Source organism: Brevundimonas sp. MYb52 (genome assembly GCF_002979535.1).
Classification (GTDB): Bacteria; Pseudomonadota; Alphaproteobacteria; order Caulobacterales; family Caulobacteraceae; genus Brevundimonas.
On record NZ_PCPB01000001.1, the window covers coordinates 561,426 to 585,285 of the forward strand.

Here is a 23,860-nt window from a genome sequence, read left to right on the forward strand (position 1 = left end):
TGGTGAAGCTGGGAAGGGGTGCGATGCGATCATGTACGGACGATGCGGACCATAGGCGCGTTGATGCTGGCGGCGGGTCTGTTCAGCGGCCTTGCGGCCTGCGCCGACAAGGCGGATGCGCCGCGGTCCCTGGCCCAGGCCGATCCGGCCGAAGGCCTGAAGCTCGTCGAGCGCTCCGGTTGCGCCGCCTGTCATGTCATTCCCGGCCTGTCCTGGCCCAGGGGACGGACTGGAGGCTCTCTGGCGGGCGTGGGGGCGCGTCCCTTGATTGCGGGCCGGCTCCCCAACCAGCCCGATGTCATGGTCCGGTTTGTCCGCGACGCCCCCTCCTTGCTGCCCGACCTTGGAATGCCGGCCATGCCCTTGACCGAACCCGAAGCCCGCGACGTGGCGGCCTATCTCTATACCCTCGATGACGATTGAGACGCCCGCCATGCTGAGCGGCTGGCCGCCGCCCGTGCTAGACCCGGCCGGCCCCTTCGCCGGGCCGGTCACAACGGTGGCCTGGGTCCTGTTCGTCATGGGGGCGGTCGTGCCGGCCGTGGTGCTGGTTGCGCTGGGCCTCGCCCTGTTCGGGCCGCGGTCATGGAAGCGGCGGGTGGCGAGCGAGAGGCTGGTGTGGATCGGCGGACTGGTCTTTCCCGTCATCGTCCTGAGCGGCCTGCTGCTGTACGGGCTCAGCGTCACCGCGCGGCTGTCGGATGCGCCTCGCGCCGGCGAGATGCGGGTGCGCGTCACGGGCGAGATGTGGTGGTGGCGGGTCGCCTATCTCGACGGCGAGGGCCGCGAGATCCTGCAGGACGCCAATGAGGTCCACATACCCGCCGGGCGCCCGGTCGTGCTGGAACTGGAAAGCGCCGACGTCATCCACAGCGTCTGGATCCCGCGCCTGGGCGGAAAGACCGACATGATCCCCGGCCGTCGCAACTTCATGCGCCTCCAGGCCGATGCGCCGGGCGTCTACGCGGGACAGTGCGCCGAATACTGCGGCGGGCCCCACGCCCTGATGGGACTGGTGGTGGTGGCGCATGAGCCAAAGGCTTTCGCCGCCTGGCGCGAGAAACAGAAGAGGCCTGCGGGACCTTCCTCCCTGCCTGGCGCGGAGGTGTTCAGCGCTTCCGGCTGCGGCGCCTGCCACACCATCCGGGGCACCGAGGCCAATGGTCTGGCCGGGCCAGACCTGACCCATGTCGGTTCACGCCAGACCCTGGGCGCCGGCATCCTGCCGAACAACCAGGGCACGATGGCGGGTTGGATCTCTGACAGCCAGGGCATCAAGCCCGGCAACCGCATGCCCGCCTATTCCGTGTTGACGGGGCAGGAACTGCGCGACGTCTCCGCCTATATGGAAAGCCTGAAATGACGTCGGAAACGGGCTTCGACGTCGACAAGTACGATCGTTTTCCGACCACGGAGCCCAGACCCGAGGGCGAGCTGGAGCAGCTGGAGCAGGCCTGGTGCGGGCCGCGGTCGCCCTGGGAATGGATCACGGCGACCAACAACAACATCGTCGGCGTCTACTATGTCGGCGCCGCCATGCTCTTCTTCGTGCTGGCGGGGGTGCTGGCCCTGCTGATGCGGACCCAGCTGGCCCTGCCGTTGACTGGCTTCCTGGCCCAGGAGACCTACAACCAGATCTTCACCATGCACGGCACGGTGATGATGTTCCTGTTCGCCGTGCCGGCGGTCGAGGCTCTGGGCGTCCTGTTGCTGCCGCAGATGCTCGGCGCGCGTGACCTGCCGTTTCCGCGCCTGGGAGCCTACGCCTTCTGGGCCTATCTGATCGGCGGCCTGGCCTTCTTCTGCTCCCTCTTCTTCGGCCTGGCCCCGGACGGGGGCTGGTTCATGTATCCGCCGCTGACCAGCACCACCTATTCGCCGGGGATCAACGCCGACTTCTGGCTGCTGGGCATCGGCTTCATCGAGATCTCGGCCATCGCCGGCGCCATCGAGATCATCGTCGGGGTCCTGAAGACGCGGGCGCCGGGCATGACCCTGGACAAGCTGCCGATCTTCGCCTGGGCCATGCTGATCTTCGCCTGCATGATCATCATCGCCTTCCCCTCCATCATCCTGGCGACCCTGCTGCTGGAACTGGAAAGGGCCTTGGGCTGGCCCTTCTTCGACCCGCTCAAGGGCGGCGATCCCATGCTGTGGCAGCACCTGTTCTGGTTTTTCGGCCACCCGGAGGTCTACATCATCTTCCTGCCGGCCGCGGGGGCCATGTCGACCATCATCCCGGCCATGGCGCGCACGCCGCTGGTCGGACACCCCCTGGTGGTCATGGCCATGCTGGCGACGGGCTTCATCAGCTTCGGCGTGTGGGCCCACCACATGTTCACCACCGGCATGCCGCAGATCTCGATCAATTATTTCAGCGCCGCCTCCATGGCCGTCAGCGTGCCGGCCGGCATCCAGGTCTTCGCCTGGATCGCCACCATGGCGGCGGGGAAGATGCGCTTCTCCACCCCGGGGCTCTTCGCCACAGGCGGGCAGGTGATCTTCGTCATGGGGGGACTGTCTGGCGTCATGGTGGCCATGGTCCCCTTCGACTGGCAGGCCCACGACAGCTACTTCATCGTCGCCCACCTGCACTACGTCCTGATCGGCGGGATGGTCTTCCCCCTATTCGCGGCCATCTACTACTGGCTGCCGATGTCCAGCGCCCGGCCGCTGAGCGAGCGATGGGGGCGATGGATCTTCTGGCTGATGTTCGCCGGGCACAACATCACCTTCATGCCCATGCACCTGACGGGCCTGATGGGCATGCCGCGACGGGTCTACACCTATCTGCCGGACCGGGGCTGGGACCTTCCCAATCTCGTCTCGACGCTCGGAGCCTTCATGTTCGGGCTGGCGGTGCTGCTGTGGGTCGTCGACATGGTCCGCAACTACCGGCCCTTTGGTCCGCGCGAGGCCGGCAACATCCACGGCGGCCCTGGCCTGGAGTGGCTGCCCAGCGGCTTCTATTCGGTGCGGTCGATCCCGGTGGTGAAGAGCCTCTATCCCTTGTGGGAACAGAAGGGGCTGGCCAAGGACGTGGCGGCGGGCCGCTATTTCCTGCCGGGCGCGGCCCGGGGCGAGCGCCAGACCCTGGTCACCAGCCCGCTGAACGCCGAGCCGCAATATGTGCTGCGTATCCCGAGACCATCGGCCTGGCATGTGTTCGGGGCGGTCTTCACGGCGGGCTTCTTCCTGATCCTGACCATCCAGGCCTATGCGGCCGCCGTCATCAGCGGCGTGTTGGCCGTCTATTGCATCATGCGCTGGTGCTGGTTCCTGGATGCGCCTCATGCCCGTAAGACGACCGACATCGGGGCGTCGATCCGCGTGCCCAACTATGTGTCCGGTCCGTCCAGTCACGGCTGGTGGGCCATGGTGATCGTGCTGATCGTCGGCGGCATGGTCTGCCTGCTGGCGGCATTCTCCTATGTCTTCCTGTGGAGCCGACGACCGGACCTATGGCAGGCTCCTCCGGCCGTCAGCTCGCTCATGGCGTCCGTCGGCCTGCTCGTCGTGGCCGGCCTTTGCGCCGTCGTAGCGCCGCGGACCGTGCGAATGGCGCGCGCCGGGTCGGTTTCGGCGGCAGCCGGCTTGCTGGTGCTCGCCTCCGTGGCGGCGATCGCGGCGTCGATCCTGGAGGGCAGGGCGTGGTGGGCGACTGGATTGCGGCCGGAGGCTTCCAGCCAGGGGGCGTCGGTCTACGCCCTGCTCAGCTGGACCGGGACCTTCGCGGCCATCGGCGGCTTGATGGGCCTCTATGTCATGCTGAGGCGCCTGTTCGGCCGCCTAGCGTCTGAACGCCCTTCGACGGTGGACCTGATCAGCCTCTTCCTCGCCTTCACCGCAGCCCAGGCGATCGGCGTCATCCTCCTGGTCCGCCTCTTCCCGGGCGGCGGGACATGAGGCGCTGGGTGAGGATGACCGGCGGCCTGTTGATCTGGGCTCTGCACTTCGTGGGGATCTATCTGATTTCCAGCGCCGCCGACGTCTGGTCGTCGAGCGAGGCCGGGAGCGCGCGCTGGATAGGACTGGCCTTCAGCATGGCCTGCCTGCTCGCCGTCATCGCCCTGGCGGTCTGGCTCGGCAGGGGGAGGCGCGAGGGTTCCGGCGAGGAGGCATGGGAGCGGCGCGTGGGCCTGACAGGGGCTCTGGTCGCCGGGATCGGCGTCCTATGGCAGACGGCGCCCTTGGCCTTCTGACCTGCTTCTCTATCGAGACTATCGAGGAATGCCTGGCGCATGTGACCGGCGACGGGACCGAGAGGGCGTATCGGCGGCGCGACGCCCTGCGCAAAAGGCCTGGTCCGACTACTGCCTGTCGGCGCTCTCGGAAAGCCTGGCCCCTCTGAGAGACGAAGAGAAGGACCGCTGTGCTGCGGGTGGTCATCTGCGCTCCGGTTGAGCGTCAGAGGCTGTTCGAAATCCAAAGTCTGATGGGGTTTGCGGGATCGGACAGCAGCTTGGCCACCATGCCGAGGCAGATCACGACCAGGAGCGGACGAATGAGTCTGGGGCCGAACCGCATCGCGGCGTGAGAGCCCAACCATCCGCCGAGGACCTGGCCGATCGCCATAATCAGGCCGACCGCCCAGAGCACATGGCCGCCGATGGCGAACACAATCACGGAAATGAAGTTGCTCGCGAAGTTGAGCGCCTTCGTGTGAGCCGTGGCCCTGGTCAGGCCCATGCCCAGCAAGGTGACCAGGGCCAGGGCGTAGAAGGATCCGGCGCCCGGGCCGAAGAAGCCGTCGTAGAAGCCGATCCCGCCTGCGATGGCTCCAAAGGCGAAGGGCGTGAGCCGGGCGTGGACATCCTCGTCGCTCGCCTTCGGGCCGACCAGGAAGTAGACCGCGATCCCTATGAGGAGCACGGGCAGCAGAACCATCAGCCAGGTCGTGTCGACGAAGGACACGGTGATCGCTCCCAGAACCGCGCCGACCACTGCAGCGATCAAGGGCCACTTGAGGAGGGTGAAGTCGATCCGTCCCTTGCGCCAGAAGGTCCAGGTCGCGGCCGCCGTGCCGAAACTGCCCTGGACCTTGTTGGTGGCGATGGCGGCCACCGGAGCGACGCCGGCGGCCAGAAGCGCCGGAATGGTGATGAGGCCGCCGCCGCCGGCGATCGCATCGATAAAGCCCGCCGCGACCGCTGCGGCGAAGAGGAAGGCCAGGATTTTCGGGGTGATTTCGAACATGGGGCGGTCAGGTTTTCACAAGGGAGAGGGTCAGTTTGACGGCCCCTGCGAGAAGCAGGGCGCCGAACACGCCTTCCAGAAGCGGCCTCAGGCGTCTGAAGGCGTTTCGGGCGGCGGCGCTGTCCAGAAGGCGGGTGAGCAACTCGTACCAGGCCAGGGTGACGGCCAGCACGATGAGGATCAGGGCCATGCCGAGGCTTGGGCTGATATCCTGAAAGCCGCCCATGATGGCGGCGGTGAAATAGACCAGGGCCTGGGGGTTCAGGCCGGCTGAGGCCAGGCCCTGCCAGAAGGTTCTGTGGGTTGACGCGCGCGTATCGGGCGCCGTTTCCGCCGGTCTGGCTGTTAGGGCGCGCCAGAGCATCTGCAGGCCGAGCCAGGCGAAGTAGGCGGCGCCGCAGGCCGTGATCATCAGCCGGAGTCCGGGGCGCTGTTGAAAGACAGCGGCTCCGGTCAAGGCGACCAGGCACCAGAAGGCGTTCCCTGACGCCACGCCGGCGGCCGTCGACATGGCGGCCCGGCGGGAGGACGACAGGGCCGCATTGGTGATCCTGACGAAGTTCGGGCCCGGAACCGCGACCTGCGCCCACCATAGGAGGGCGAAGGTTCCGAGTGCTGTGAGGCTGGCGGCCTGGGTCATGGGCCGGAACTGACATCCGCCCGGTCGCTGGGCAAACGCATGTTTACGATAGGGGGTATTAGGGATACTTATGGGGCATGGTTTCCTCGCGCCTGCCGCCGACCTCCGCGCTGAAGGCCTTTGTGGTGACGGCGCAATCCGGATCCTTCACCCAGGCCGCGAGGGACCTCAATCTCACCCAGTCCGCCGTCAGCCAGGCCGTACGCAGCCTGGAGGATCAACTGGGCACGCCGCTGTTCGCGCGGGGCGTAGGCCGTGTAGAGCTTACGGCGGCGGGGAGGACCTACCGGGACGCCGTGGCTCCGGCCCTGGACCGTATCGCGGCCGCCACGGCCCAGGTCCGGGAGGTCGTTCCAGCTGCCCTGAAGATCGGCTGCGTCAGGTCGGTGTTGAACAATTGGCTTCTGGCCCGGCTGCCTGACTTCACCGCCCTGTCGGGTGCGCTCGATCTCAATGTGCAAACACTCGACCGCGAAGACCGCAGCCTGGCAGGCTGCGATGTCGCCATTGTTCTGGCTCCGAAGGCTGCACCGCCCGTCGGCTCCCGTCATCTTCACGATGAGAGGCTCATCGCTGTCTCCGCGCCGTCGCGGGACGGCGGCGAAGGCGTCGTCACGGCGGAGCGGCCGCGCATCGGCCGTCACTGGGGGATGTGGCCCGGGTTTGGCGAGGGACCCGGAACCGTCATTCAGTTTCGCGAGACCGGCGCTCAGCTGGCGGCGGCGCGAGCAGGGCAGGGCATGGCCTTGCTGCCGGATATCGTCTGCTACGACGACCTGGTCTCGGGGGCGCTCGTCCGGCTGTCGCCCGATACCCTGTCCCGCGAGCGCGCCTTCTATCTCCTTCAGGCGGCGCCGGGCGGCTCGGCGGCGGCCGGTTTCGTCGCCTGGGTCGAGGCGCAGGTCCATGCCTGCATGGATAACGTGTTTTCAGCGAACGCGCCTTTGGGGCGGTAGCGGCGGGGGCGCATTCAAGCCAGGTAGTCCGCTCAATCCCACCGAGGCTCTCGCGACTTGAGGCTCTGGACGCCGGGGGACCGTGCCGATTGCCGCTCAGGCGCGGGGATAGATGCGCGCGCGGGCGGCGTTGAACGTCACGCGGACCATTTCGCCGATGGAGGGGGCTGGTCCCGCAATCCGGAGCCTCAGGGTTTGGCTCCCGGCCAGCAGCTTCACCTCGGTGAAGGGGCCGCCGAAGGCGATGGCGCCGACGGTCGCAGGCGCTCCTTCCGTCCCCATGAAGGCGTCGCCGGGGCGGATCATCACCCAGGCGGGGCCGTCGGGCGCGTCGGGTGCAGGCAAGGGGCCGAAGGCTGTTGTCGCTGCACCTGCCCGAACCTCGGCCGGGAGCAGTTCGACTTCTCCCAGCAGCCGCGCGGCGGCGGGCGAAACGGGGTGCAGATAGGCGTCGTCCGGCGCGCCGATCTGCAAGATGCGGCCCTTGTCCATCAAGACCAGATCGTCGGCCATCAGCAGGGCCTCTTCAGCATCGTGAGTGACCATCAGGACGGCGGCGTCGGCGGCGCGCAGGGCGCTCATCAGCGTCTGGCGCACCTCGGACTTCAGATGTCGGTCCAGGCCGGAGAAGGGCTCGTCCAGCAGGACGGTGTGCGGCCGCCGGGCCAGGGCGCGCACCAGGGCCACGCGCTGCTGCTCTCCGCCCGACAGCATGTGCGGCCAGGCGTCGGCCCTGTCGGCCAGATGCACGGTGTCCAGCCATTCCAGGGCCGTGCGGCGGCGCTCGGCGCGGGGCAGGCCCTTCAACCCGAAGGCGACGTTGTCGGCGATGTTGAGGTGCGGGAACAGGGCGTAGTCCTGGAACACCAGCCCGACGCCGCGCGCCTCGGGCGGGGTCGAGCGCGCAGGCTCGGACAACAGCCGGCCCTCGGCGTGGATGGTTCCTTCGTCCATCGGCTCCAACCCGGCGATCATCCGCAACAGCGTGCTCTTGCCGCAGCCGGACGGGCCGAGCAGGGCGGTGATGCGACCGGCGTGCAGGTCCAGATCGACGCCCTCGACGGCGAGGCGGGCACCGAAACGCCGCGTGGCGCCGCGTAAGGTCAGGGCGGGGGTCATCGTGGGGCTCCGGGACGGGAGGCGGCGATCTTGCGCGTCAGCCAGATCACGCCGGGCAGGGCCAGGACAATGATCATCAGCGACGGCCACCCCGCCTGCGGCAACCGCTCGTCATTGGCGTAGTTGGAGGCCAGCACCGCCAGGGTGTCGAAGTCGAACGGGCGCAGGATCAGGGTGGCGGGCAGTTCCTTCAGCACATCGATGAAGACGATCAGGGCGGCGGTCAGCAGGGCGCCGCGCGCGATGGGCAACTGGATGGCGAGAGCGGCGCCGGTCTCGCTGCGGCCGAGGCTGCGGGCGGCCCCGATCATGGCGGGGGTGACCTTGGAGAAGCCGGCCTCAATGGGTTCCAGCGCGGCCGCCATCAGACGCGCGGCATAGGCGTAGGTGAGCAGGGCCACGCCGACGCCTATGCCGGAGGTCGCGCCAGGCGACAGTCGCCACAGCACGGCGGCCGGGGCCAGAAGGCCGATGGCCATGACGGCGCCGGGCGTGGCGTACCCCAGGCTGGCGATACGCGCGGTGACCGGCAGGCGCGCCGCGCCCAGCGCCAGAAGCGTCGCCAGGATCACCGTAGCTCCGGCTCCCAGTCCGCCCATGATCAGGCTGCGTCCTCCCGCAGAAAGCAGCCGCGACCAGTCGGGCGTGATTTCAAGCGACCGCATCAGCAGGAAGCCGACCGGCAGGATGAGGGCCAGGGTCAGCAATATCAGGCAGAAGCCTGTGGCGGCGACGGCTCGCCAGCCGGTCAGGGCCTCTGACTGCAAGGGGCGATAGCGGGCGTGGCTGCTCTCAAAGCTGCGTCCCTTGCGGCCCCAGCGCTCAAGCCAGAGCAGGACGGCTGCCGTCGCCAACAGGGGCAGGGCGAAGCGCGCGGCCGAGGCCGGAGAACCATAGACCGACCACGCTCGCACCACGCCGGTGGTCAGGGTCTGGACGCTGAGGAATTGCACCGCGCCATAGTCGGCCAGGGTCTCCATGACGGCGAGGGCCATGCCGGCGGCCAATGCTGGCCGGGCCAAAGGCAGGGCGATCTGGACGAAGGCCTGCCAGGCCGAACAGCCCAGGGTGCGCGCGGCTTCCAGCGGATGCACCGACTGGTTCAGGAAGGCGGCGCGCATGGCCAGGAAGACGTAGGGATAGAAGGCGCAGGTCAGGACGAAGATCGCGCCCGGAACCGAGCGCATCTGTATGGGCAGATCCCAGCCCAGGCTCGGTCGCATCCACATCCGCAACGGCCCCGCCACGTCGAACAACTGGGCATAGGCATAGGCCAGGGCGAAGGCGGGCGCCGCCAGAGGCAGGGCCAGGGCCCAGGCGAAGACGTCCCGTCCCGGAAACCGATGCATGGCCGTCAGCCAGGCGGCCACAGAGCCGACGACCGCCGTCGTCGCCGCTACGCCTAAAGCCAGAACGCCGGAGGTTACGGCGTAGCGCGCGATGTCCTTGGCGGCGATGTCGGCCATGCCAGGCTGCATCGCGGCCCAGACCACGCCGGCCAGAGGCGCCAGGGCGACCACGGCCGCGCCGATGGCCATCAGGCGTAACGACGAAGGCCCGCCGCGACCAGCGCGGCGGGCCTTCTGGCCCTGGCTGACGGGGGGCGTGTTTATCGCCAGCCCGCCGCGCTGATCATCGACTGGGCCTGGGCCTGAAGCACGCCATAGCGGGCGACAGACATCGGGTTGGCCTTGAAGCCGGCGTAGGGCGCGACCGCTTCGGCCGGGGCAGCGTCAGCCACGGCCGGGAACTCGAAGTTGGACTGGGTGACGATGGCCTGGGCTTCCGGCGAGGCCAGGAATTCCAGGAACTTGACGGCGTTCTCCCGGTTGGGCGCATGGGCCGCCAGGCCGCCGCCCGAGATGTTGACGTGGGAACCCTGGCCGTCCAGCGACGGGAAGCCTAGGGTGAGCTTCTGGGCGATCTGGCGGTCGCCGGCGTCGTCGCCGGACGCCATGCGGATGAAGTAGTAGCTGTTCGTCAGGGCGACTTCGCAGACTCCCGCCGCCACGGCGCGAATCTGGTCGCGGTCGCCGCCTTCGGGCGGGCGCGCCAGATTGGCGACGACACCTTCAACCCATTGCTGGGCGCGTTCGGGCCCCCAGGCCTCGATCAGGGCGCCGACCAGGGACAGATTATAGACGTTGTCGCCCGAGCGGACGCAGAGCTTGCCCTTGAAGCGGGGCGTGGCGAGCTTGGCGTAGTCGTCGATCTCCTCCGGCTTCACCTTGGCGGGGTCGTAGGCCACCACGCGGGCGCGGCGCGAGAAGCCGAACCACTGGCCGTCGGGCGCACGCAGGTTGGCGGGAATCGTCTGGTTCAGCCTGTCGGAGTCGGCCGCCTGGAACAGGCCCGCGTCCTGGGCGCGCCACAGGGCCCCCGCGTCGGCGGCGATGAAGACATCGGCCGGGCTGTTGGCGCCCTCGGCCTTCATGCGGGCGATCAGTTCGTCGGGCTTGCCCTCGATGCGCTTGACGTCGATGCCGGTCTTCTGCGCGAACAGATCGTAGAGCTTCTGGTCGGCGTCATAGTGGCGAGCAGTGTAGAGGTTCAGCACCCCGGCCTCGCCAGCCTTGTCGGCGGAGCCTTCCTTCTGGCCGCAGGCCGCGAGCGACAGGGCGCTCAGGGCGACGGCGGCGAGTGTGACGATGCGAAGCTTCATGGCGCCTCTCCAGCTAAAGACAGATTGGCGGTAGTTGGATTGAGAACGTTTCTCAATGTCCAAGGGGCGGTCGCGACCACTGGCCGCAGTCTCTCGACCGGTCGATCGCCCAGAACCAGTGCGGCGAGAGCGGCTATGCCGGCGACGACGCTCGCTCCCAGGAAGGTCCAGCCTGGTCCCGACCATGCTGCAGATGCTGTTGGAGCGTCCCGAGCTGGACAGCCGTGATCTGTCGCCGCTGCAAGGGATCGTCTACGGCGCCTCGTCTATGCCGAGTCCGGTCACCGAAAAGCGCGCTGCAGGCGGATTTCGTCGTCTGACATCTGAACAAAGGGCTGGGGTGGAGTGGGCTCTTCCACCCTTCGATCGGGCCTCGCGCGCTGGGGCATCATTGAGGGTTGCGCGGGGGGCTTCACACGAACGCCTCAGCGCTTTTCGCTCGCGCCCTGGCGTCGAAGAGGGCGCCCGTCGCAATGACGCCCTCGTCGTCTTGGCCTACTCTATGATCTCAGGCGTCTTCCCCGATTGACGCTCAAACAGGCGCCGATAGTGACCGTCGCCGGCCTGAAGCAGGTCGTCATGGCTTCCGTCTTCGACGATCTCGCCGCTTGAGAAGACAAGGATGCGGTCCAGCGCCCGGACGGTCGACAGCCGGTGGGCGATGACGATGGCGGTGCGGCCGATCAACAGCCGCTCCATCGCCTCCTGGATCGCCGCCTCGCTCTCGGAATCGAGGCTGGATGTCGCCTCATCCAGGATCAGGATCGGCGCGTCCGCCAGGAAGGCCCGCGCGATGGCCACGCGCTGGCGTTCACCCCCGGACAGCTTGACCCCCCGCTCGCCCACCAGGGTCTGATACCCCTTCGGCAGGCGGGCGATGAAATCGTGCGCATTGGCCAAGCGCGCGGCCCGCTGGATGTCTTCGGGTGTGGCGCCGGGACGGCCGTAGCCGATGTTGTCAGCGATCGAGCGATGGAAGAGGATCGGCTCCTGCGGCACGATCGCGACTTGCCGGCGCAAGGACGCCTGGGTCGCGTGGGCCACGTCCTGTGCGTCGATCATCACCCGGCCTTCATTGACGTCATAGAGGCGCTGGACCAGCTTGACGAAGCTGGTCTTGCCCGAGCCTGAGCGTCCCACCAGCCCGACGCGCTGACCCGCAGGAATGGCGATGTCGAGGTTTCGGAACAACGGCCTTTCCTGTCCCGCGTAGTGGAAGGTGACGTCGTCGAAGCGGATGGCGCCGTCCCTGACCCGGATCGGCTGAGCTTCGATGCGGTCGGGGACGCCCAGCGGTTCCTGGTGAAGCTGTACGAGCTCCTCCATCTCGTTCACCGAACGCTGAAGCTGGTGAATATGCATGCCGATGTCGCGCAGATAGCCGTTCAGGACCAGATAGCTGGTGATGACATAGGCCATGTCGCCGGCGCTGGCCTGGCCGCGCATCCACAGCCACAGCGCCACGGCCGTGACCGCCAGGCGGATCAGCCACAAAAGCGCGATCTGTCCCGAGCCGGCCCAGGTGAAGGCCATCCAGGTCCGGTGCGTTCGCTTGCGCCACTTGGCGACGGTCTTCGCCAGGAGGGCCTCTTCGCGCGTTTCGCCGCCGAAGGCCTTGACCACGGCGTTGGCGCCGATCGCATCGGCCAGTATGCCGCCGATCCGGGTGTCCCACTGGTTCGACAGTCGCGCGGCCGGCGCCAGCACCTGTGTCGCCAGGCCGACAGTCAGGGCTATGTAGGCGATGGCGCCGACGCCCATCACCAGGCCCAGGATCGGCCAGTGCAAGGCCAGCAGGATGACCGTCCCCGCCAGCACCGTCAGCGACGGCAGAAGCGAGAGCAGCAGCACGTCGTTCAGGGTGTCGAGCGCCCACATGCCCCGCGTGATGCGTCGGACGGTCGAGCCCGAGAAGGCGTTGGCGTGCCAGTCGGTCGACAGTCGCTGGACGCGCGCGAAGCCTTCCTGCGTCACGTCCTGCATCATCTTCAGCGTCAGGGGCGTGATCGCCCACCAGCCGAGGTGGCGCAAGACGACCATGGCGGCGCCCAGGGCGGTGATGACGGCGAAGGCCGCCCAGGTGGCGCTGACATCGCCCCGGCCGGCCGCGTCGATGATGCGCCCGGCGTAGAGCGGCGCGAAGACTTCCGTGAGGGTCGCCAGCAGCATCGTCCCGGCGCAGGCGGCGGCCAGCAAGGGGGTTCGGCGCCACAGGCGGAAGGTGAAGGCGAGGACGGTGCGCAGTACGGACGCGCGCAGGCGCGCGTCGGCGTCGTCATGGTCGGTCATGAGAAATAACCGCGCAGATCCGCGCGGTCCTTGTGTCAGCGATGATCAGGAGCGCGGCTACGCATAGAGCCGCTAGGGAGCGTCAGCGGCCGAGGCGGCCGAAGACCTTCAGGAAGGTACGGACGGGCGTGGTCTTGTCGATCATCATGCCCTCCTTTTCCCTGCAACAACTGAGCGCCTCACGACTATCAGGCTCGGATTTCGGCGGCAATGTCTTCGTGAGATGCGAGGGGTGCGACTGTTTGATCCATGCCTCGTCCGAGCTCGCAGGCGTGGGGGTCGCGCAGACGGGCAGGATCGGCTGGCGTCGGGCAAAAGTACGAGCAGAAACCCGCCGGGCCCTGGCGTAGGCGTCTCGAATGGGAATTCGTCGCCGGCCGTACCGGGGCCAGTCGTTCTTGGGGATCGCGCTTTGATCTTCCCTCAGCCCTGGCAGATCGGATGCTGCCGGTCGAACCTGTCCCAGACCAGGGTGGTCCCGCTGCGGATCATGGCGCAGTTGATCTCCTCACCCTCGGGCGTGCTGCAGATGGCGGTGATGCGCTTGTAGCTGCGGCCGACGGGGTCGCACGTCAGGGTCTTGCCGGCGGCCAGACGGTTGAGCGCCGCCGTGGCCGACGCTCCGCTGGCGGCGGGACAGGGATGGCCGGGGGAGCAGGTCTCGTTGGCTTCACGGGCGGCGACGGCGTGCAGCCTGACGCGGACCCCGTCGCGACATCGCAAGGTGTCGCCGTCGTTCACATGGTCGACCACGCACGGGAAGGCGGCGCCGGCGGTCGGCGCCCTCGGAGGCGAAGCCGTCGCAGGCGTCAACGGCAGGGGCGGCGACGGGGCGGGCGGGTTCAACAGCCCTTCGGCCTGGGGCCAGTTCAGGGTGACGAGGAAGGCCGCCACGGCGACCAGCGCCGTCACGGCCAGGAAGCGCCGGTCGCGGCGACGCATTCTTGCGGGGCGCGAGGGTCTGAAGCGTCTCATGCGCCCAGCCTAGGGCGAACAGGTGAACGGGGCGTGTGCCGGGTCTGATCGCCGCCCTGGGCCGGGCGAGGATTGCGTCCTCGGACCGGAGAGAAGGAAAGGGCGCTCGGGGGCGCTCCGCTCGGGAGCGCAGGGAGGAATACGCCATGACTTCGCTCGTCGCTTTCGACTGCACCATTTCGGCTACACCCTATGAGGAGGCGGCGGATCTGGACCTGTTGTCGGCCCTACTGCAGCGGGAGCTGCCGGGGTCGGGACGGGACGCCGCCGCCGCCCTGATCACGGCCTTTGGGGGGCTGGCGGGGGTGGCGGCCGCGGACGCCGCCGCCCTGGCGCGAGCCGGTCTGCCGCCCGGGGCTGTGGCCAGTTTCGCCAGCGTCAGGGCCCTGGCCCTGGCCATGGGCCGGGCCGAGGCCTGCAGGCGACCCGTCCTCTCGTCCTGGAGCGCGCTCTTGACCTATCTGCGCCTCTCCCTGGCCCATGCCCCGCGAGAACAGTTTCGGGCCCTCTATCTCAACAAGCGCAACATCCTGATCCGCGAGGAACTAAGGGCTGACGGCACGATCGACCACGCCCCGGTCTATAACGCCGGGCCTGGCCGGGTGGCCCGCCTCGGGCGCGTGCCGGACATCGCGGAGACCCGCGCCTACGTCGAGACCGTGATCGCCTGCTATCTGGCGCTCGCCGCCGGCCGCGAGGTGCGTTCGTCGCGCGCCTGCCGAAGCCCGGAGGGCGGCGGATGATCGAGGCTCGTGTCATGGGGGCGGCCGAAGGCGGCGACGACGACCTGCTCACGCGCAAGGAGGCCTCCGCCTATCTGGCGCAATTCGGGGTGCGGCTGAAGCCGGCCACCCTGGCGCGGCTCTGGTCGGTCGGCGGCGATGGTCCGCCCTGTCGGCACGTCCGGGCCAGACCCTATTATCCAAGAGGACTTCTTCGGGGCTGGGCTCTGTCCCAGATTTCCGAGGTGCGAAGCGGGGCGCCGGCCGCCGCCCAGGCGCGTCGCCGTGGCTGAGACAGGCGAGGGCGATGCGGCCGCGGTCGGCGGGCCTGAGGACCGCCTGCTGGCCTGGGCGATTGTGCACGACATGACGGGTCTGAGCCGGTCGACAGCCTGGCGCCTGCAACAGGCGGGCGCCTTCCCGCATCCCGTCGCGCTTTCGCCGGGTCGTGTCGGCTGGTGGGAAAGCGAGCTGACGGCCTGGAAGCGGGCGCGGCCTCCAGGGCGTTTGCGCTCGCCCGCGCGGCCCCGTCTTCCGGGGACGGGGCCTCGCGCAAGGCGAACGACTGGGGAGGCGCCCGCGGCGGTCCCCGCGTTGGAGCCGTCCGAGCCTCCCTTGCGCGTGTCGCCGGATCGGGTTCGCAAGCGGCGTCCGGTGCATCCGGATCAGATTGATTTCGGCTTCTGAGACAGGCCTTCCCGGGCGGGATCAACGATCGGCTCGCACGTCAGCCGCAGTTGGTTTCGTTCAGTGGTGCGCTAAGGGGGTGAGGGGCGTTTGAGTCAATGGTTGGTGGGTTCGAACGCAGGGTATGGATATTATTTTGGCGCTTCAAAATCGCTTGAGATGTCTGTGTCTGACGGCGCGCAAGTCCTTTGTCTGTCGACTTATGGCGCTGCGGAGTGGATTGCGTTCAACCTGAATTTTTAGGCCGTATCTACTGCGTCGCACAAAAAGTTTATCTCAGCGTCGCCGTATCCAATCTATGGTCTTCACGCGGCCTGCACGAGGCGGCTGCATGCGGCGCTGCATCGACGGCGCCGTCATCATTCGCGTCTGGCCGGGGTCGGACGTTTGCGCACCTGTGAAACGATCGTCCGCCGGCGCCTGGCGCGGCGCGATCCCTTGCGACGTGCGCTCATGGGCGAGCTGTGGCGGACCCTCCAGATAGACAGGAGCGCGGACAGGCGTGGGCGACATACAACTTCATCAACTGGGCGGACCGCTGACGGTCGCCCTGCTGGCGATCTTCTTCGGCGGGACCTTTCTGATCTCGCTGTCCATCAGCCGACGCAAGGAGAACGCCGACGGCTATATGACGGCCGGAAACGGCATCGGCCTGGGGGTTTCGGCGGCCTCGATGACCGCCACCTGGATCTGGGCCGCGTCGATGTACGCCTCGGCCACCTCGGGCTACATCTACGGCGTGTCAGGGCCCATCCACTATGGCTTGTGGGGCGCGCTGATGATCCTGTTCATCTATCCCTACGGCAGGCGGATCCGCGCCGTGGCGCCTCGGGCCCATACCCTGGCCGAGGTCATGTATGCGCGCCATGGACGGTCGAGCCAGTTGATGCTGGCCAGCTCCAACGTCCTGGGCAGTCTGATCAGCCTGACGTCCAACTTCATCGCGGGCGGCGCGCTGATCGCCATGCTGTCGCCCTTCAGCTTCAGCCAGGGGATCGCGGTGATCGCTGGGGGCGTGCTGCTCTATACGCTGTGGTCCGGCTTCCGGGCCTCTGTCCTGACCGACTTTGTCCAGGTCTGCGCCATGCTGAGCGCCGTGGTCATCATTATCCCGGCGGTCTTCTTCGCGGTGGGCGGGCCGGCGGTCTTCATCGAAGGGGCCGCCAACCTGACGCCGCAGCAGGGCTCCTTCTTCTCGTCGGACGCCTTCTTCAATCAGGGCGCGCCCTATATCGCCGCCGTCCTGGCCTACGCCATCGGCAACCAGACCATCGCCCAGCGCCTCTTCGCCGTGCGCGAGGACCTGATCAAGCCGACCTTCATCATCGCCACTATCGGCTACGGCGCCACGGTGATCGGCGTGGGCATGCTGGGGGTGGTCGCCCTCTATGTCGGCATCGCGCCGATGGACGGCGATGTGAATAACCTCATCCCTCAACTGGCGGGGACATACCTGGGCCCTGTTCTGCTCAGCGTCTTCTTCATCATGATCATCGGGTCGCTGGCCTCGACGGCGGACTCCGACCTGTCGGCCCTGTCGTCGATCATGATGGCGGACGTCTATGGACGGCAGGCGTCCGGCAGGAAGGCCAACCCGCGGACCATGCTGCTGATCGGCCGGGTCACCATGGTCGCCGCCACCGCCGCCGCCCTCTATTTCGCGGGCGGTCGGATGAACATCCTGGATCTTCTGGTCCTGGTGGGCGCCGTCTGGGGCGCATTGGTCTTCCCGGTCATCGCCAGCTTCTACTGGGACAAGGTGACGAACCGGGCCTTCTCGCTATCGGTCCTGGCGGCCTTGGCCTTGTTCGTTCCCGTTCGCTTCGGCTGGCTGCCCATGGAGGGCGTCACCGCCTACGCCTTCGACGTCCTGGCGGTGATCGGCGTCGGGGTGGTGGCGGGGCTGATGACCTTCGGCTTCTTTGGAGCGCGGGCGGCGCGGATCGTCGGCGTGGTCGCGACCCTGGCTGTCGCCCCCTTCGCGATCGGCTTCCTGCACCAGTACGCCGTGCTGAGCAGTTCGCTGATCGCCTATGCGGTCAGCACGATCGTCTGTGTCCTGCTGTCCTTCCGCAATCGCACGGCCTTTGACTTCGACCGGATCGCTGCGCGCACCGGCGACTTCGACGTCGCGCCTTCTTCGTCCTCAAACTAGGAGTCCATCATGAGCGCCTTCTGGCTCACCGCCTACGTCCTGGTCTGGCCCGTCATTGTGGCGGCGGTCCTTCTCTTCATCGCCCGGGCCTTCTTTCGGGAATGGCGAGAGGCGCGCCGCGAGGGCAGGGCGATGATCTGAATCTGAGGCCGCACGCGTCCTGCGAGGATGTCATTGCGCCCAGGTCAGGCGATGGCGAGCAGGGCTTTTCTCAAATCGTCGCCGCTCTCGATTTCACGCTCGATGAGCGCATGCTCGCTGATCCATACTGGGGTGGCCGCGCCCAGCACCGTGCGACCCTTGTCGGTCAATGCGACCCGCCTGCCACGACGATCGTTCGGATCTACGGACACCGAGACGAGGCCCGCTTTTTCCAGCGGCTTGAGGTTCGCTGTCACGGTGGAGCGATCCATCGCCAGAAGCTCGGCGACCGCGCCGATCGTCGGGGGTTCCGGGCGGTTCAAGCCGTTCATCAGCGAGAACTGCCCGCTGGTGATGCCGTAGGGACGAAAGGCGTCGTCGAACCGTCGTGAGAGGACCCGCGCCGCCCGCTGTGCGTGAAGGCACAGGCAATGATCGCGGATGTGCAGGGTCAGTCTGTATGGCGCAACGTCGTTTGACATGACGGATTATATGTTGATATCAACTTATTGGTCAACAAGGCCTGCGTGGACCAGTGCGCGGGCAGGGAGGGAAGGGACGTCACATGATCCAGGTCACAGCATTCAAATGGGTGCCGCCCTTCGCCCAGGGGTCTGTCCGCGACATCCGCGTGCGCTGGGCGCTGGAGGAGGCAGGGCTTGGCTACGACGACCGGTTGATCGGGTTTGAGGACCAGTCCACGCCCGCCTATCGCGCCATTCAGCCGTTCGGCCAGGTTCCTGCCTACAGCGACGGCAAGGTGGAGATGTTCGAGAGCGGGGCTATCGTCCTGTGGATCGCCGAGCACTCGGACCAGCTCATGCCGTCCGACAACGCGGGCCGGGCCCTGGTCATGACATGGCTCTTCGCGGCCATGAACAGCGTCGAGCCCTTCGTCGCCGAGCTGGCCGGCATCGACCTGTTCCACGCCGACAAGGCCTGGGCCAAGGCTCGCCGACCGGAGGCGGAGGCCTTCCTGCGCAGCCGCCTGGGCGAGTTGCAGGCGGCGCTCAGGGAGCGTCAGTGGTTCGCCAACGACCGCTTCAGCGCCGCCGACATCCTGATGGTCCATGTCCTGCGCGACCTGCGCCACACCGACATCGTAGCCGATTTTCCCCGGCTCGCCGGCTACGTCTCCCGGGCTGAGGCGCGTCCGGCGTTCAAGCGCGCCCTGGCCGATCAGTTGAAACCGTTCCGCGAGCATGAAGCCGCGAAGCCTTCCGCAGCCGGCTGACCCCGGCTTGCGAGGTCTTCACAGCCCCTGCCGCCGTCCGGCTCGGCCCCGCGTCTGGAGAACACCAATGAAACTGCTTCCGCTTGTGCTGGCAGCCTCCGCAATCTGCGCAGGGCAGACCGTCGCTCAGGAAAGCCCGCGCCGACCTTCGCTGGAGGTGCTGGAAAAAATCATCGAGACGCGCACGCCGGAAACGCGTGTCGTTACGCCGGATCATGACCGCATCATCGCCCGACGCATCGATATCGTCGACGCCGACGGGACGATCCGCATGACCCTGGCCGGCACAACCCCGGCGCCGATCATCGACGGCATTCAATACAAGCGAGCCTTCGATGTCGCGGGCCTGGTCATCTATGATGAAAAGGGCAGCGAGCGCGGCGGCTTCGGCACGGCGGACATCGAAGGCGGCGCGGCCGTCCTGGCCCTGGACCACCCGGCCATGGACGCGATCGGCTGGCGGGTATCCCCGGACGGGTCGGTGAGCTTTGTCATCAATCAGGCGCCGCCCCTGATCCGCGACCCGGGACTGGGCGGGGCGCTGGTGCCGGGGGTCCTGACGCCCACGCGGATGGAGCTTTCCGTCGCCGCCGACGGAACGCCGACGGTGGCTCTGTCGGACAAGAACGACAAACCGCGTGTGCGTCTGACGGTGACTGAAGGAGGCTTCGGAGCCATCGAGTTCCTGAACGCAAGCGGCGAGGTGATCCACACCATTGCGCCAGAGTCGGATCTCTAGGGCGCAAGGCTCAACCTGCACGCCCTGCGTCTCCGATGGGGGCCCTGACGCCCTGACGAAGCAGCGCCCCGACGAAGCCGCGTCCAGGCAACGGCGCGCCCCGGCCTTCACATTCGAAAGAAACGGACATGCGTTTATCGATTTTCACGGCAAGCGTGGTTCTGACCTGCCTGTTGTCCAGTCCGGTCCGGGCGCAGTCGAGCGCGACCCTCGACATATCGGACGTCGACCTCTTCTATCGTCTCTACGATGCGACCGACGGCAGACCGACCGCCGAGCAGATCCAGTCAGGCTATATCGACGTCGGCTCGCCAGGTTTGCGCACGTTTTTCGACGCCAGACGCACGACGGCGGTTCGCGTCGCCGAGGCTAGCGGACATTGCACTCGCACCCTGCTGGGTGCAGGAATTGAGCACGCAAGTTCAACCCGAAGATTACGAGGCATTGAGGGGCTGGTTTTCGTATATGGTGCGATTGGCCATGCCTGACGTGGTGCCGGGTTCCGACATCGATCCGATTGTTGTGCTTGACCGCTTTGCAGAAACCTCGCCCGCGAAAGCGCGCAGGGGCCTGTCTATGGCGATAGGCGACATCGTGGAGATGACCAGCAACTGGCCCCTCGACAAAATCGTGGAAGCTGATCGCCAACTGTCGGCAGCTGACCTACCTTCGCTTTCCGCTGTTTGTGCGAAGTTCAGCAAGGCCGTTGCAAAGATTGTCCGCAAGGGCGTCATCGCAAACGACGCTGAATTCTATCTGGTGCGCAACGCAACTGAAATGACCGGCGATCATCGGCAAGTTCTCTTGAATTTGGCTGAGGCCTACGAAGGCAAGGCGGTCTGCTAGGGTCCGTAACGGGTCGATTTCGGTCCTGGGCTTTGGCTTCGAAAGCAGACCTGGGTCACCAGGCCGGAAAGCAGGCACCATAGATGTCAACTAAGGATGGAAAGCGGACGATATATGCTCACCTGACCCTTAGCCCTTGAATGTGCGGCGCGATCCGCCTCTGGCGCATGGTCTTCGCGCGCCGCGGCTCGTCGTTTGAAGAGGCCGTCGGCCGAGGCGCCAAGGGAGGCGGGGAGGGGTTGACCTGCCCATCGTTGGAAACTCCATTTCCCTTTGGATGTCATAGAGGGAGTGGTTCCAATGGCCTCCATCATCGCCCTGCGGCCAAAGGCCGACGGGTTTTCGCCGCAAGGCGCTTCCGTTCCTGTTCGCATCGAGCGCTCGACGTCTGCGTCAGGCGGCGGCCTTGTTGAACCAGCGCGCGGGGCGGCTGTCGCACCCGCCCTGCCTGGACGTGGCGCACCGACGGCGTCGCGGACATGATCGGCAAGAGCATGGGGATGTTTGATGAACCACGTCGGCCGGTTCTGATCCTTGGCGTCGCCCAGGCCCTCTACCTGTCTGCGGTCTCGGTGATCTTCACCTTTTCGGGGCTGGTCGGCGCGACGCTCGCGCCGTCCCCGAGCCTGGCGACCCTGCCTGTCGCGCTCATCACCGTGGTCACCGCCGTCACAACCATTCCCGCGTCGCTCCTGATGGCGCGGATCGGTCGTCGCGCCGGGTTCCAGATCGGCGCCTTCGCCGGCGCCGCAGGCGCAGGCCTGGCGGCCTGGGGGATCGCCGGCGGCGACTTCGTCCTGTTCTGCCTCGGCAATGCGCTTATGGGGGTCTTTCAGGCGTCGGCCATGTACTACCGCTTCGCCGCCGCGGATCTCGCCGCGCCGGATTTCCGGTCCAGGGCCGTCTCCTGGGTCCTGGCCGGCGGCGTCGCCGCCGCCCTGATCGGCCCCGAGATCGCCGCGCGCACCCGCACGCTGGCGCCAGCCGCGGACTATATGGGCGCCTATATCGCCGCCGCTCTGCTCGCGCTCCTCTCGATCGTTCTGCTGTCGGCCCTGCGTGCGCCGTCGCCGGTGGTCGAGGCGCAGGGGAACGCGCGCGGTCGTCCCCTGCTGGCGATCATGCGCCAGCCCGTCTTCCTCGTCGCGGCGCTCAACGCCGCCGTGGCCTATGTCGTGATGAGCTTTGTGATGACCGCTTCTCCGCTCGCCGTGGTCGCGGCGGGCTACGGGGTCGACGCGGCTGCAGGCGTCACGCGTTGGCATCTCATCGGCATGTTCGCGCCATCCTTCTTCACGGGCGGGTTGATCGCCCGTTTCGGCGTGCGGCGCATTCTGGTCGTCGGCGTCCTTCTGTTGGCGGCAAGCCTTGGGATCGCTCTCAGCGGTTCGGCCCTGACGGCGTTCCAGGCGTCGCTGCTGCTCCTCGGGATCGGTTGGAACTTCATGTTCATCGGGGGCACGACGCTCCTGACAGAAGCCTATGCGCCCGCCGAACGCGCCCGGACCCAGGCCGCCAACGAGTTCCTGGTGTTCGGCACGACAGCGGTGGCGACGCTGGCGGCCGGCGCGGTCCAGACCGGCCAGGGCTGGGCGATCGTCAATCTCGTCGCCTTCCCGGCGCTGCTGGTCGCGGGCCTCGCTACGGTCTGGTTCTCGGCGCGCGGTCGCAATGTCAGGACTGAAGGGACATGACCCGCTGGCCTGCAAACTATCGAAACCTGGCGCTGTGGACCCTGCAGGGCTGGCTGGCGATGTTCTTCCTGGCCGCCGGCTACGCCAAGCTGACCGAACCCATGGACATGCTCGTTATTCTTCTGTCGTGGCCGGCCCATGTCGCTCCGGAAGTGGTTCGCGCCCTCGGGGCGGCGGAGGTTCTGCTGGCGATCTCGGTGCTGGCGCCCCTGTTCTCCCGCTCCTTGGGACGCCCGGTGCTCGTGTTGGCGGCGATGGCGATGCTGGCGCTGGAGACAGCGATGCTGGTGATCCATGTGGTGTCTTTCGAGTGGGGGCATGTGGCGACCAATCTGGCCTTGGTCCTCATAACGACCACCGTCTTCATGCAGAGGACCCGTGAGGCTTCGGCCGGCTGAGATCAGGGGGAGGAGGCCCAGATTGGTTTGACTGCTGACGTATGAATACTTATTCATATGTCAGTTTTCTTCCTTCCCAAGGGCATTCCATGTCGCACGCACATCAGGGTCACGGCCACGCCGGTCATGACCACTCGGGCCACGATCACGACCACACGCCAACCGTCACCCGAGACAATGAGCGCAAGGTCCTGCTGTCGTTTGCCCTGATCTTCACCTTCATGATCGTCGAGGTGGTCGGGGGACTGGTTTCGGGCTCGCTGACCCTGCTGGCGGACGCCGGCCATATGCTGACCGACGCGGCGGCGCTCGGCCTGGCCTATCTCGCCTTCCGCTTTGGCCGGCGCCTGGCCGATTCCCGGCGAACCTTCGGCTACCTCCGCTTCGAGGTGGTCGCCGGCTTCATCAACGCCATCACGCTTTTCGCCATTGTCGCCTGGATCGTCTACGAGGCCTGGCAGCGCTTCCAGGAGCCTGCCGTGGTTCTGGCCGGGCCGATGCTGGCCGTCGCCGTCACGGGGCTGCTGGTCAACGTCCTGGTGTTCTGGATTCTGACACGTGGGGACGCCGAGCACGTCAACATCAAGGGCGCGGCCCTGCATGTGATGGGCGATCTACTGGGATCGGTCGGCGCGGTCGCTGCGGCCATCATTATCTCCTTCACCGGTTGGACGCCTATCGACCCGATCCTGTCGGTGGTCGTGTCCCTGCTCATACTTGGCAGCGCCTGGAAGCTGCTCGGCAAGTCCTTGCATATTCTGCTGGAAGGGGCGCCCGACGACGCTGCGCCCGACGCGATCATCAAGCGCGCGAAGGAGGCGGTTCCAGGCGTCGCCGAGGTCAGCCATGTCCACGTCTGGTCCATCACGTCCGGTCGGACCCTGGCGACCCTCCACGTGCGGCCGACGACGGATGAGGATGCGCGGACCGTGGTCCAGGCGGTGGAGCGGCTGTTGAAGACCGAGTTCAACATCGAGCATCCGACGATCGCGGTCGATTGGAACGAAGGGAGCGTCGCTTGCAATCTCTCGTCCGAACCTGCGCCGGCCGGCCATCCGCCTCATGAGGAACATGCGCACGAAGACCATGAGCCGGGCGCGTGCGGATCGCCGGGTCACTGATCGGCAAGACCGATGGAGAGCGCGGCGCTCTCCGTCGGTCGTGCTGAGCCGCCGCTGACTGACGCTTCGCGTCGAACCCCGGGGCAGGCCTATCAGGCCTCTTGCGGGGTTTTTTTCTTGAGCGCGCGGTTGTTTCTGACGTCATCAGAAGCCGTTCGTAGGCCGGTAGAAACGGCGCAGACGCTGATGGCACAACGGGCCTTGGGCAGGCTTGACCTTACAAGGGTTGTAGCTGGCACCAACCGCTGATCGGCAGGAGAGCGCCCCGGCATGGGCCGGATTTCGC

General features: G+C 67.1%; 25 protein-coding genes. 17 read left to right on the forward strand and 8 right to left on the reverse strand.

All coding sequences use genetic code 11. The features are described 5' to 3' along the window. The first annotated feature begins 42 nt into the window (after nucleotides 1-42). Genes CQ039_RS02745 through CQ039_RS02760 form a run of 4 tightly spaced genes read left to right on the forward strand, consistent with a single transcriptional unit; the run spans nucleotide 43 to nucleotide 4,202 of the window. Nucleotides 43-423 (forward strand): cytochrome c family protein, encoded by a 381-nt coding sequence (locus CQ039_RS02745; RefSeq protein ID WP_105562228.1) that lies wholly within the window; start codon nucleotides 43-45, stop codon nucleotides 421-423. Continuing rightward, nucleotides 413-1,363 (forward strand): cytochrome c oxidase subunit II, encoded by a 951-nt coding sequence (gene coxB, locus CQ039_RS02750; protein WP_105562227.1) that lies wholly within the window; start codon nucleotides 413-415, stop codon nucleotides 1,361-1,363. The genes CQ039_RS02745 and coxB overlap by 11 nt, the downstream gene beginning before the upstream one ends. Then, nucleotides 1,360-3,906: a cbb3-type cytochrome c oxidase subunit I gene (locus CQ039_RS02755; protein WP_105562226.1), complete on the forward strand. Its 2,547-nt coding sequence runs from the start codon at nucleotides 1,360-1,362 to the stop codon at nucleotides 3,904-3,906. The genes coxB and CQ039_RS02755 overlap by 4 nt, the downstream gene beginning before the upstream one ends. Next, nucleotides 3,903-4,202, forward strand: coding sequence for a hypothetical protein (locus CQ039_RS02760; protein ID WP_105562225.1), 300 nt, complete (start codon nucleotides 3,903-3,905; stop codon nucleotides 4,200-4,202). The genes CQ039_RS02755 and CQ039_RS02760 overlap by 4 nt, the downstream gene beginning before the upstream one ends. Before the next feature lie 205 nt (nucleotides 4,203-4,407). Here CQ039_RS02760 and CQ039_RS02765 read toward each other — a convergent pair whose 3' ends face one another. Further along, nucleotides 4,408-5,196, reverse strand: coding sequence for a TSUP family transporter (locus CQ039_RS02765; RefSeq protein ID WP_105562224.1), 789 nt, complete (start codon nucleotides 5,194-5,196; stop codon nucleotides 4,408-4,410). A gap of 7 nt (nucleotides 5,197-5,203) precedes the next feature. Next, a complete protein-coding gene (locus CQ039_RS02770; protein ID WP_105562223.1) occupies nucleotides 5,204-5,836 on the reverse strand; it encodes a LysE family transporter in 633 nt (210 codons plus the stop codon). A gap of 77 nt (nucleotides 5,837-5,913) precedes the next feature. Here CQ039_RS02770 and CQ039_RS02775 point away from each other — a divergent pair, with 77 nt between their 5' ends. Then, nucleotides 5,914-6,792 carry a LysR family transcriptional regulator gene (locus tag CQ039_RS02775; RefSeq protein WP_105562222.1) on the forward strand — a complete coding sequence of 293 codons (879 nt, stop codon included), beginning with the start codon at nucleotides 5,914-5,916 and terminating at the stop codon, nucleotides 6,790-6,792. Nucleotides 6,793-6,888: 96 nt separating this feature from the next. Here CQ039_RS02775 and CQ039_RS02780 read toward each other — a convergent pair whose 3' ends face one another. From CQ039_RS02780 to CQ039_RS02800, 5 genes are all read right to left on the reverse strand, one after another. Further along, entirely contained in the window at nucleotides 6,889-7,911 is a 1,023-nt protein-coding gene (locus CQ039_RS02780; RefSeq protein WP_105562221.1) for an ABC transporter ATP-binding protein, read from the reverse strand. Next, nucleotides 7,908-9,449, reverse strand: a complete 1,542-nt coding sequence (locus CQ039_RS02785; protein ID WP_105562220.1) for an iron ABC transporter permease — start codon at nucleotides 9,447-9,449, stop codon at nucleotides 7,908-7,910. The genes CQ039_RS02780 and CQ039_RS02785 overlap by 4 nt, the downstream gene beginning before the upstream one ends. 71 nt (nucleotides 9,450-9,520) lie before the next feature. Beyond that, on the reverse strand, nucleotides 9,521-10,573 hold the full coding sequence (locus tag CQ039_RS02790) for an extracellular solute-binding protein (RefSeq protein WP_158255977.1): 1,053 nt from the start codon (nucleotides 10,571-10,573) through the stop codon (nucleotides 9,521-9,523). Nucleotides 10,574-11,068: 495 nt separating this feature from the next. Continuing rightward, nucleotides 11,069-12,862 carry an ABC transporter ATP-binding protein gene (locus tag CQ039_RS02795; RefSeq protein WP_105562218.1) on the reverse strand — a complete coding sequence of 598 codons (1,794 nt, stop codon included), beginning with the start codon at nucleotides 12,860-12,862 and terminating at the stop codon, nucleotides 11,069-11,071. A gap of 423 nt (nucleotides 12,863-13,285) precedes the next feature. Next, nucleotides 13,286-13,837, reverse strand: a complete 552-nt coding sequence (locus tag CQ039_RS02800; RefSeq protein ID WP_233190117.1) for a thermonuclease family protein — start codon at nucleotides 13,835-13,837, stop codon at nucleotides 13,286-13,288. Nucleotides 13,838-13,983: 146 nt separating this feature from the next. Here CQ039_RS02800 and CQ039_RS02805 point away from each other — a divergent pair, with 146 nt between their 5' ends. The 5 genes from CQ039_RS02805 (at nucleotide 13,984) to CQ039_RS16780 (ending at nucleotide 17,542) form a co-directional block, all read left to right on the forward strand. Next, a complete protein-coding gene (locus tag CQ039_RS02805) occupies nucleotides 13,984-14,580 on the forward strand; it encodes a JAB domain-containing protein (RefSeq protein WP_105562217.1) in 597 nt (198 codons plus the stop codon). Then, nucleotides 14,577-14,852 carry a hypothetical protein gene (locus CQ039_RS02810; RefSeq protein ID WP_233190116.1) on the forward strand — a complete coding sequence of 92 codons (276 nt, stop codon included), beginning with the start codon at nucleotides 14,577-14,579 and terminating at the stop codon, nucleotides 14,850-14,852. Before CQ039_RS02805 ends, CQ039_RS02810 begins: the two co-directional genes overlap by 4 nt. A gap of 73 nt (nucleotides 14,853-14,925) precedes the next feature. Next, nucleotides 14,926-15,246, forward strand: a complete 321-nt coding sequence (locus tag CQ039_RS02815) for an AlpA family transcriptional regulator (protein ID WP_105562381.1) — start codon at nucleotides 14,926-14,928, stop codon at nucleotides 15,244-15,246. 502 nt (nucleotides 15,247-15,748) lie between these two features. Further along, a complete protein-coding gene (locus CQ039_RS02820; RefSeq protein WP_105562216.1) occupies nucleotides 15,749-17,401 on the forward strand; it encodes a sodium:proline symporter in 1,653 nt (550 codons plus the stop codon). A gap of 9 nt (nucleotides 17,402-17,410) precedes the next feature. After that, nucleotides 17,411-17,542 (forward strand): putative transporter small subunit, encoded by a 132-nt coding sequence (locus CQ039_RS16780; RefSeq protein ID WP_233190115.1) that lies wholly within the window; start codon nucleotides 17,411-17,413, stop codon nucleotides 17,540-17,542. Nucleotides 17,543-17,586: 44 nt separating this feature from the next. On the opposite strand, the gene CQ039_RS02825 is transcribed toward CQ039_RS16780, so the two are convergent. Then, nucleotides 17,587-18,024, reverse strand: coding sequence for a MarR family winged helix-turn-helix transcriptional regulator (locus CQ039_RS02825; protein ID WP_105562215.1), 438 nt, complete (start codon nucleotides 18,022-18,024; stop codon nucleotides 17,587-17,589). 83 nt (nucleotides 18,025-18,107) lie between these two features. On the opposite strand from CQ039_RS02825, the gene CQ039_RS02830 reads away from it, so the two are divergent. The 7 genes from CQ039_RS02830 (at nucleotide 18,108) to CQ039_RS02860 (ending at nucleotide 23,574) form a co-directional block, all read left to right on the forward strand. Next, nucleotides 18,108-18,776: a glutathione S-transferase family protein gene (locus CQ039_RS02830; RefSeq protein ID WP_105562214.1), complete on the forward strand. Its 669-nt coding sequence runs from the start codon at nucleotides 18,108-18,110 to the stop codon at nucleotides 18,774-18,776. 67 nt (nucleotides 18,777-18,843) lie between these two features. Continuing rightward, the gene (locus CQ039_RS02835; protein WP_233190114.1) at nucleotides 18,844-19,515 is read left to right on the forward strand and encodes a hypothetical protein; all 672 of its coding nucleotides are present in this window, start codon (nucleotides 18,844-18,846) and stop codon (nucleotides 19,513-19,515) included. Nucleotides 19,516-19,643: 128 nt separating this feature from the next. Next, a complete protein-coding gene (locus CQ039_RS02840; protein ID WP_105562213.1) occupies nucleotides 19,644-20,003 on the forward strand; it encodes a hypothetical protein in 360 nt (119 codons plus the stop codon). Beyond that, nucleotides 19,996-20,361 carry a hypothetical protein gene (locus CQ039_RS02845; protein ID WP_105568029.1) on the forward strand — a complete coding sequence of 122 codons (366 nt, stop codon included), beginning with the start codon at nucleotides 19,996-19,998 and terminating at the stop codon, nucleotides 20,359-20,361. The genes CQ039_RS02840 and CQ039_RS02845 overlap by 8 nt, the downstream gene beginning before the upstream one ends. Nucleotides 20,362-20,861: 500 nt before the next feature. Further along, nucleotides 20,862-22,055 carry an MFS transporter gene (locus CQ039_RS02850; protein ID WP_199188414.1) on the forward strand — a complete coding sequence of 398 codons (1,194 nt, stop codon included), beginning with the start codon at nucleotides 20,862-20,864 and terminating at the stop codon, nucleotides 22,053-22,055. Further along, nucleotides 22,052-22,453, forward strand: a complete 402-nt coding sequence (locus tag CQ039_RS02855; RefSeq protein WP_105562210.1) for a DoxX family protein — start codon at nucleotides 22,052-22,054, stop codon at nucleotides 22,451-22,453. The genes CQ039_RS02850 and CQ039_RS02855 overlap by 4 nt, the downstream gene beginning before the upstream one ends. Before the next feature lie 89 nt (nucleotides 22,454-22,542). Next, a complete protein-coding gene (locus CQ039_RS02860) occupies nucleotides 22,543-23,574 on the forward strand; it encodes a cation diffusion facilitator family transporter (protein ID WP_105562209.1) in 1,032 nt (343 codons plus the stop codon). Nucleotides 23,575-23,860 lie beyond the last annotated feature (286 nt).

What these genes read in the sequence shown, in the direction of transcription:
- CQ039_RS16780 (WP_233190115.1), top strand. Translation starts at nt 17,411, where the DNA reads ATGAGCGCCTTCTGGCTCACCGCCTACGTCCTGGTCTGGCCCGTCATT.
- CQ039_RS02825 (WP_105562215.1), bottom strand. Translation starts at nt 18,024, where the DNA reads ATGTCAAACGACGTTGCGCCATACAGACTGACCCTGCACATCCGCGAT.
- CQ039_RS02790 (WP_158255977.1), bottom strand. Translation starts at nt 10,573, where the DNA reads ATGAAGCTTCGCATCGTCACACTCGCCGCCGTCGCCCTGAGCGCCCTG.
- CQ039_RS02855 (WP_105562210.1), top strand. Translation starts at nt 22,052, where the DNA reads ATGACCCGCTGGCCTGCAAACTATCGAAACCTGGCGCTGTGGACCCTG.
- CQ039_RS02845 (WP_105568029.1), top strand. Translation starts at nt 19,996, where the DNA reads ATGCCTGACGTGGTGCCGGGTTCCGACATCGATCCGATTGTTGTGCTT.
- CQ039_RS02815 (WP_105562381.1), top strand. Translation starts at nt 14,926, where the DNA reads ATGACGGGTCTGAGCCGGTCGACAGCCTGGCGCCTGCAACAGGCGGGC.
- CQ039_RS02775 (WP_105562222.1), top strand. Translation starts at nt 5,914, where the DNA reads ATGGTTTCCTCGCGCCTGCCGCCGACCTCCGCGCTGAAGGCCTTTGTG.
- CQ039_RS02860 (WP_105562209.1), top strand. Translation starts at nt 22,543, where the DNA reads ATGTCGCACGCACATCAGGGTCACGGCCACGCCGGTCATGACCACTCG.
- coxB (WP_105562227.1), top strand. Translation starts at nt 413, where the DNA reads ATGACGATTGAGACGCCCGCCATGCTGAGCGGCTGGCCGCCGCCCGTG.
- CQ039_RS02760 (WP_105562225.1), top strand. Translation starts at nt 3,903, where the DNA reads ATGAGGCGCTGGGTGAGGATGACCGGCGGCCTGTTGATCTGGGCTCTG.
- CQ039_RS02850 (WP_199188414.1), top strand. Translation starts at nt 20,862, where the DNA reads ATGTTTGATGAACCACGTCGGCCGGTTCTGATCCTTGGCGTCGCCCAG.
- CQ039_RS02830 (WP_105562214.1), top strand. Translation starts at nt 18,108, where the DNA reads ATGATCCAGGTCACAGCATTCAAATGGGTGCCGCCCTTCGCCCAGGGG.
- CQ039_RS02780 (WP_105562221.1), bottom strand. Translation starts at nt 7,911, where the DNA reads ATGACCCCCGCCCTGACCTTACGCGGCGCCACGCGGCGTTTCGGTGCC.
- CQ039_RS02765 (WP_105562224.1), bottom strand. Translation starts at nt 5,196, where the DNA reads ATGTTCGAAATCACCCCGAAAATCCTGGCCTTCCTCTTCGCCGCAGCG.
- CQ039_RS02795 (WP_105562218.1), bottom strand. Translation starts at nt 12,862, where the DNA reads ATGACCGACCATGACGACGCCGACGCGCGCCTGCGCGCGTCCGTACTG.
- CQ039_RS02840 (WP_105562213.1), top strand. Translation starts at nt 19,644, where the DNA reads ATGCGTTTATCGATTTTCACGGCAAGCGTGGTTCTGACCTGCCTGTTG.
- CQ039_RS02810 (WP_233190116.1), top strand. Translation starts at nt 14,577, where the DNA reads ATGATCGAGGCTCGTGTCATGGGGGCGGCCGAAGGCGGCGACGACGAC.
- CQ039_RS02805 (WP_105562217.1), top strand. Translation starts at nt 13,984, where the DNA reads ATGACTTCGCTCGTCGCTTTCGACTGCACCATTTCGGCTACACCCTAT.
- CQ039_RS02745 (WP_105562228.1), top strand. Translation starts at nt 43, where the DNA reads ATGCGGACCATAGGCGCGTTGATGCTGGCGGCGGGTCTGTTCAGCGGC.
- CQ039_RS02770 (WP_105562223.1), bottom strand. Translation starts at nt 5,836, where the DNA reads ATGACCCAGGCCGCCAGCCTCACAGCACTCGGAACCTTCGCCCTCCTA.
- CQ039_RS02835 (WP_233190114.1), top strand. Translation starts at nt 18,844, where the DNA reads ATGAAACTGCTTCCGCTTGTGCTGGCAGCCTCCGCAATCTGCGCAGGG.
- CQ039_RS02755 (WP_105562226.1), top strand. Translation starts at nt 1,360, where the DNA reads ATGACGTCGGAAACGGGCTTCGACGTCGACAAGTACGATCGTTTTCCG.
- CQ039_RS02785 (WP_105562220.1), bottom strand. Translation starts at nt 9,449, where the DNA reads ATGGCCATCGGCGCGGCCGTGGTCGCCCTGGCGCCTCTGGCCGGCGTG.
- CQ039_RS02800 (WP_233190117.1), bottom strand. Translation starts at nt 13,837, where the DNA reads ATGAGACGCTTCAGACCCTCGCGCCCCGCAAGAATGCGTCGCCGCGAC.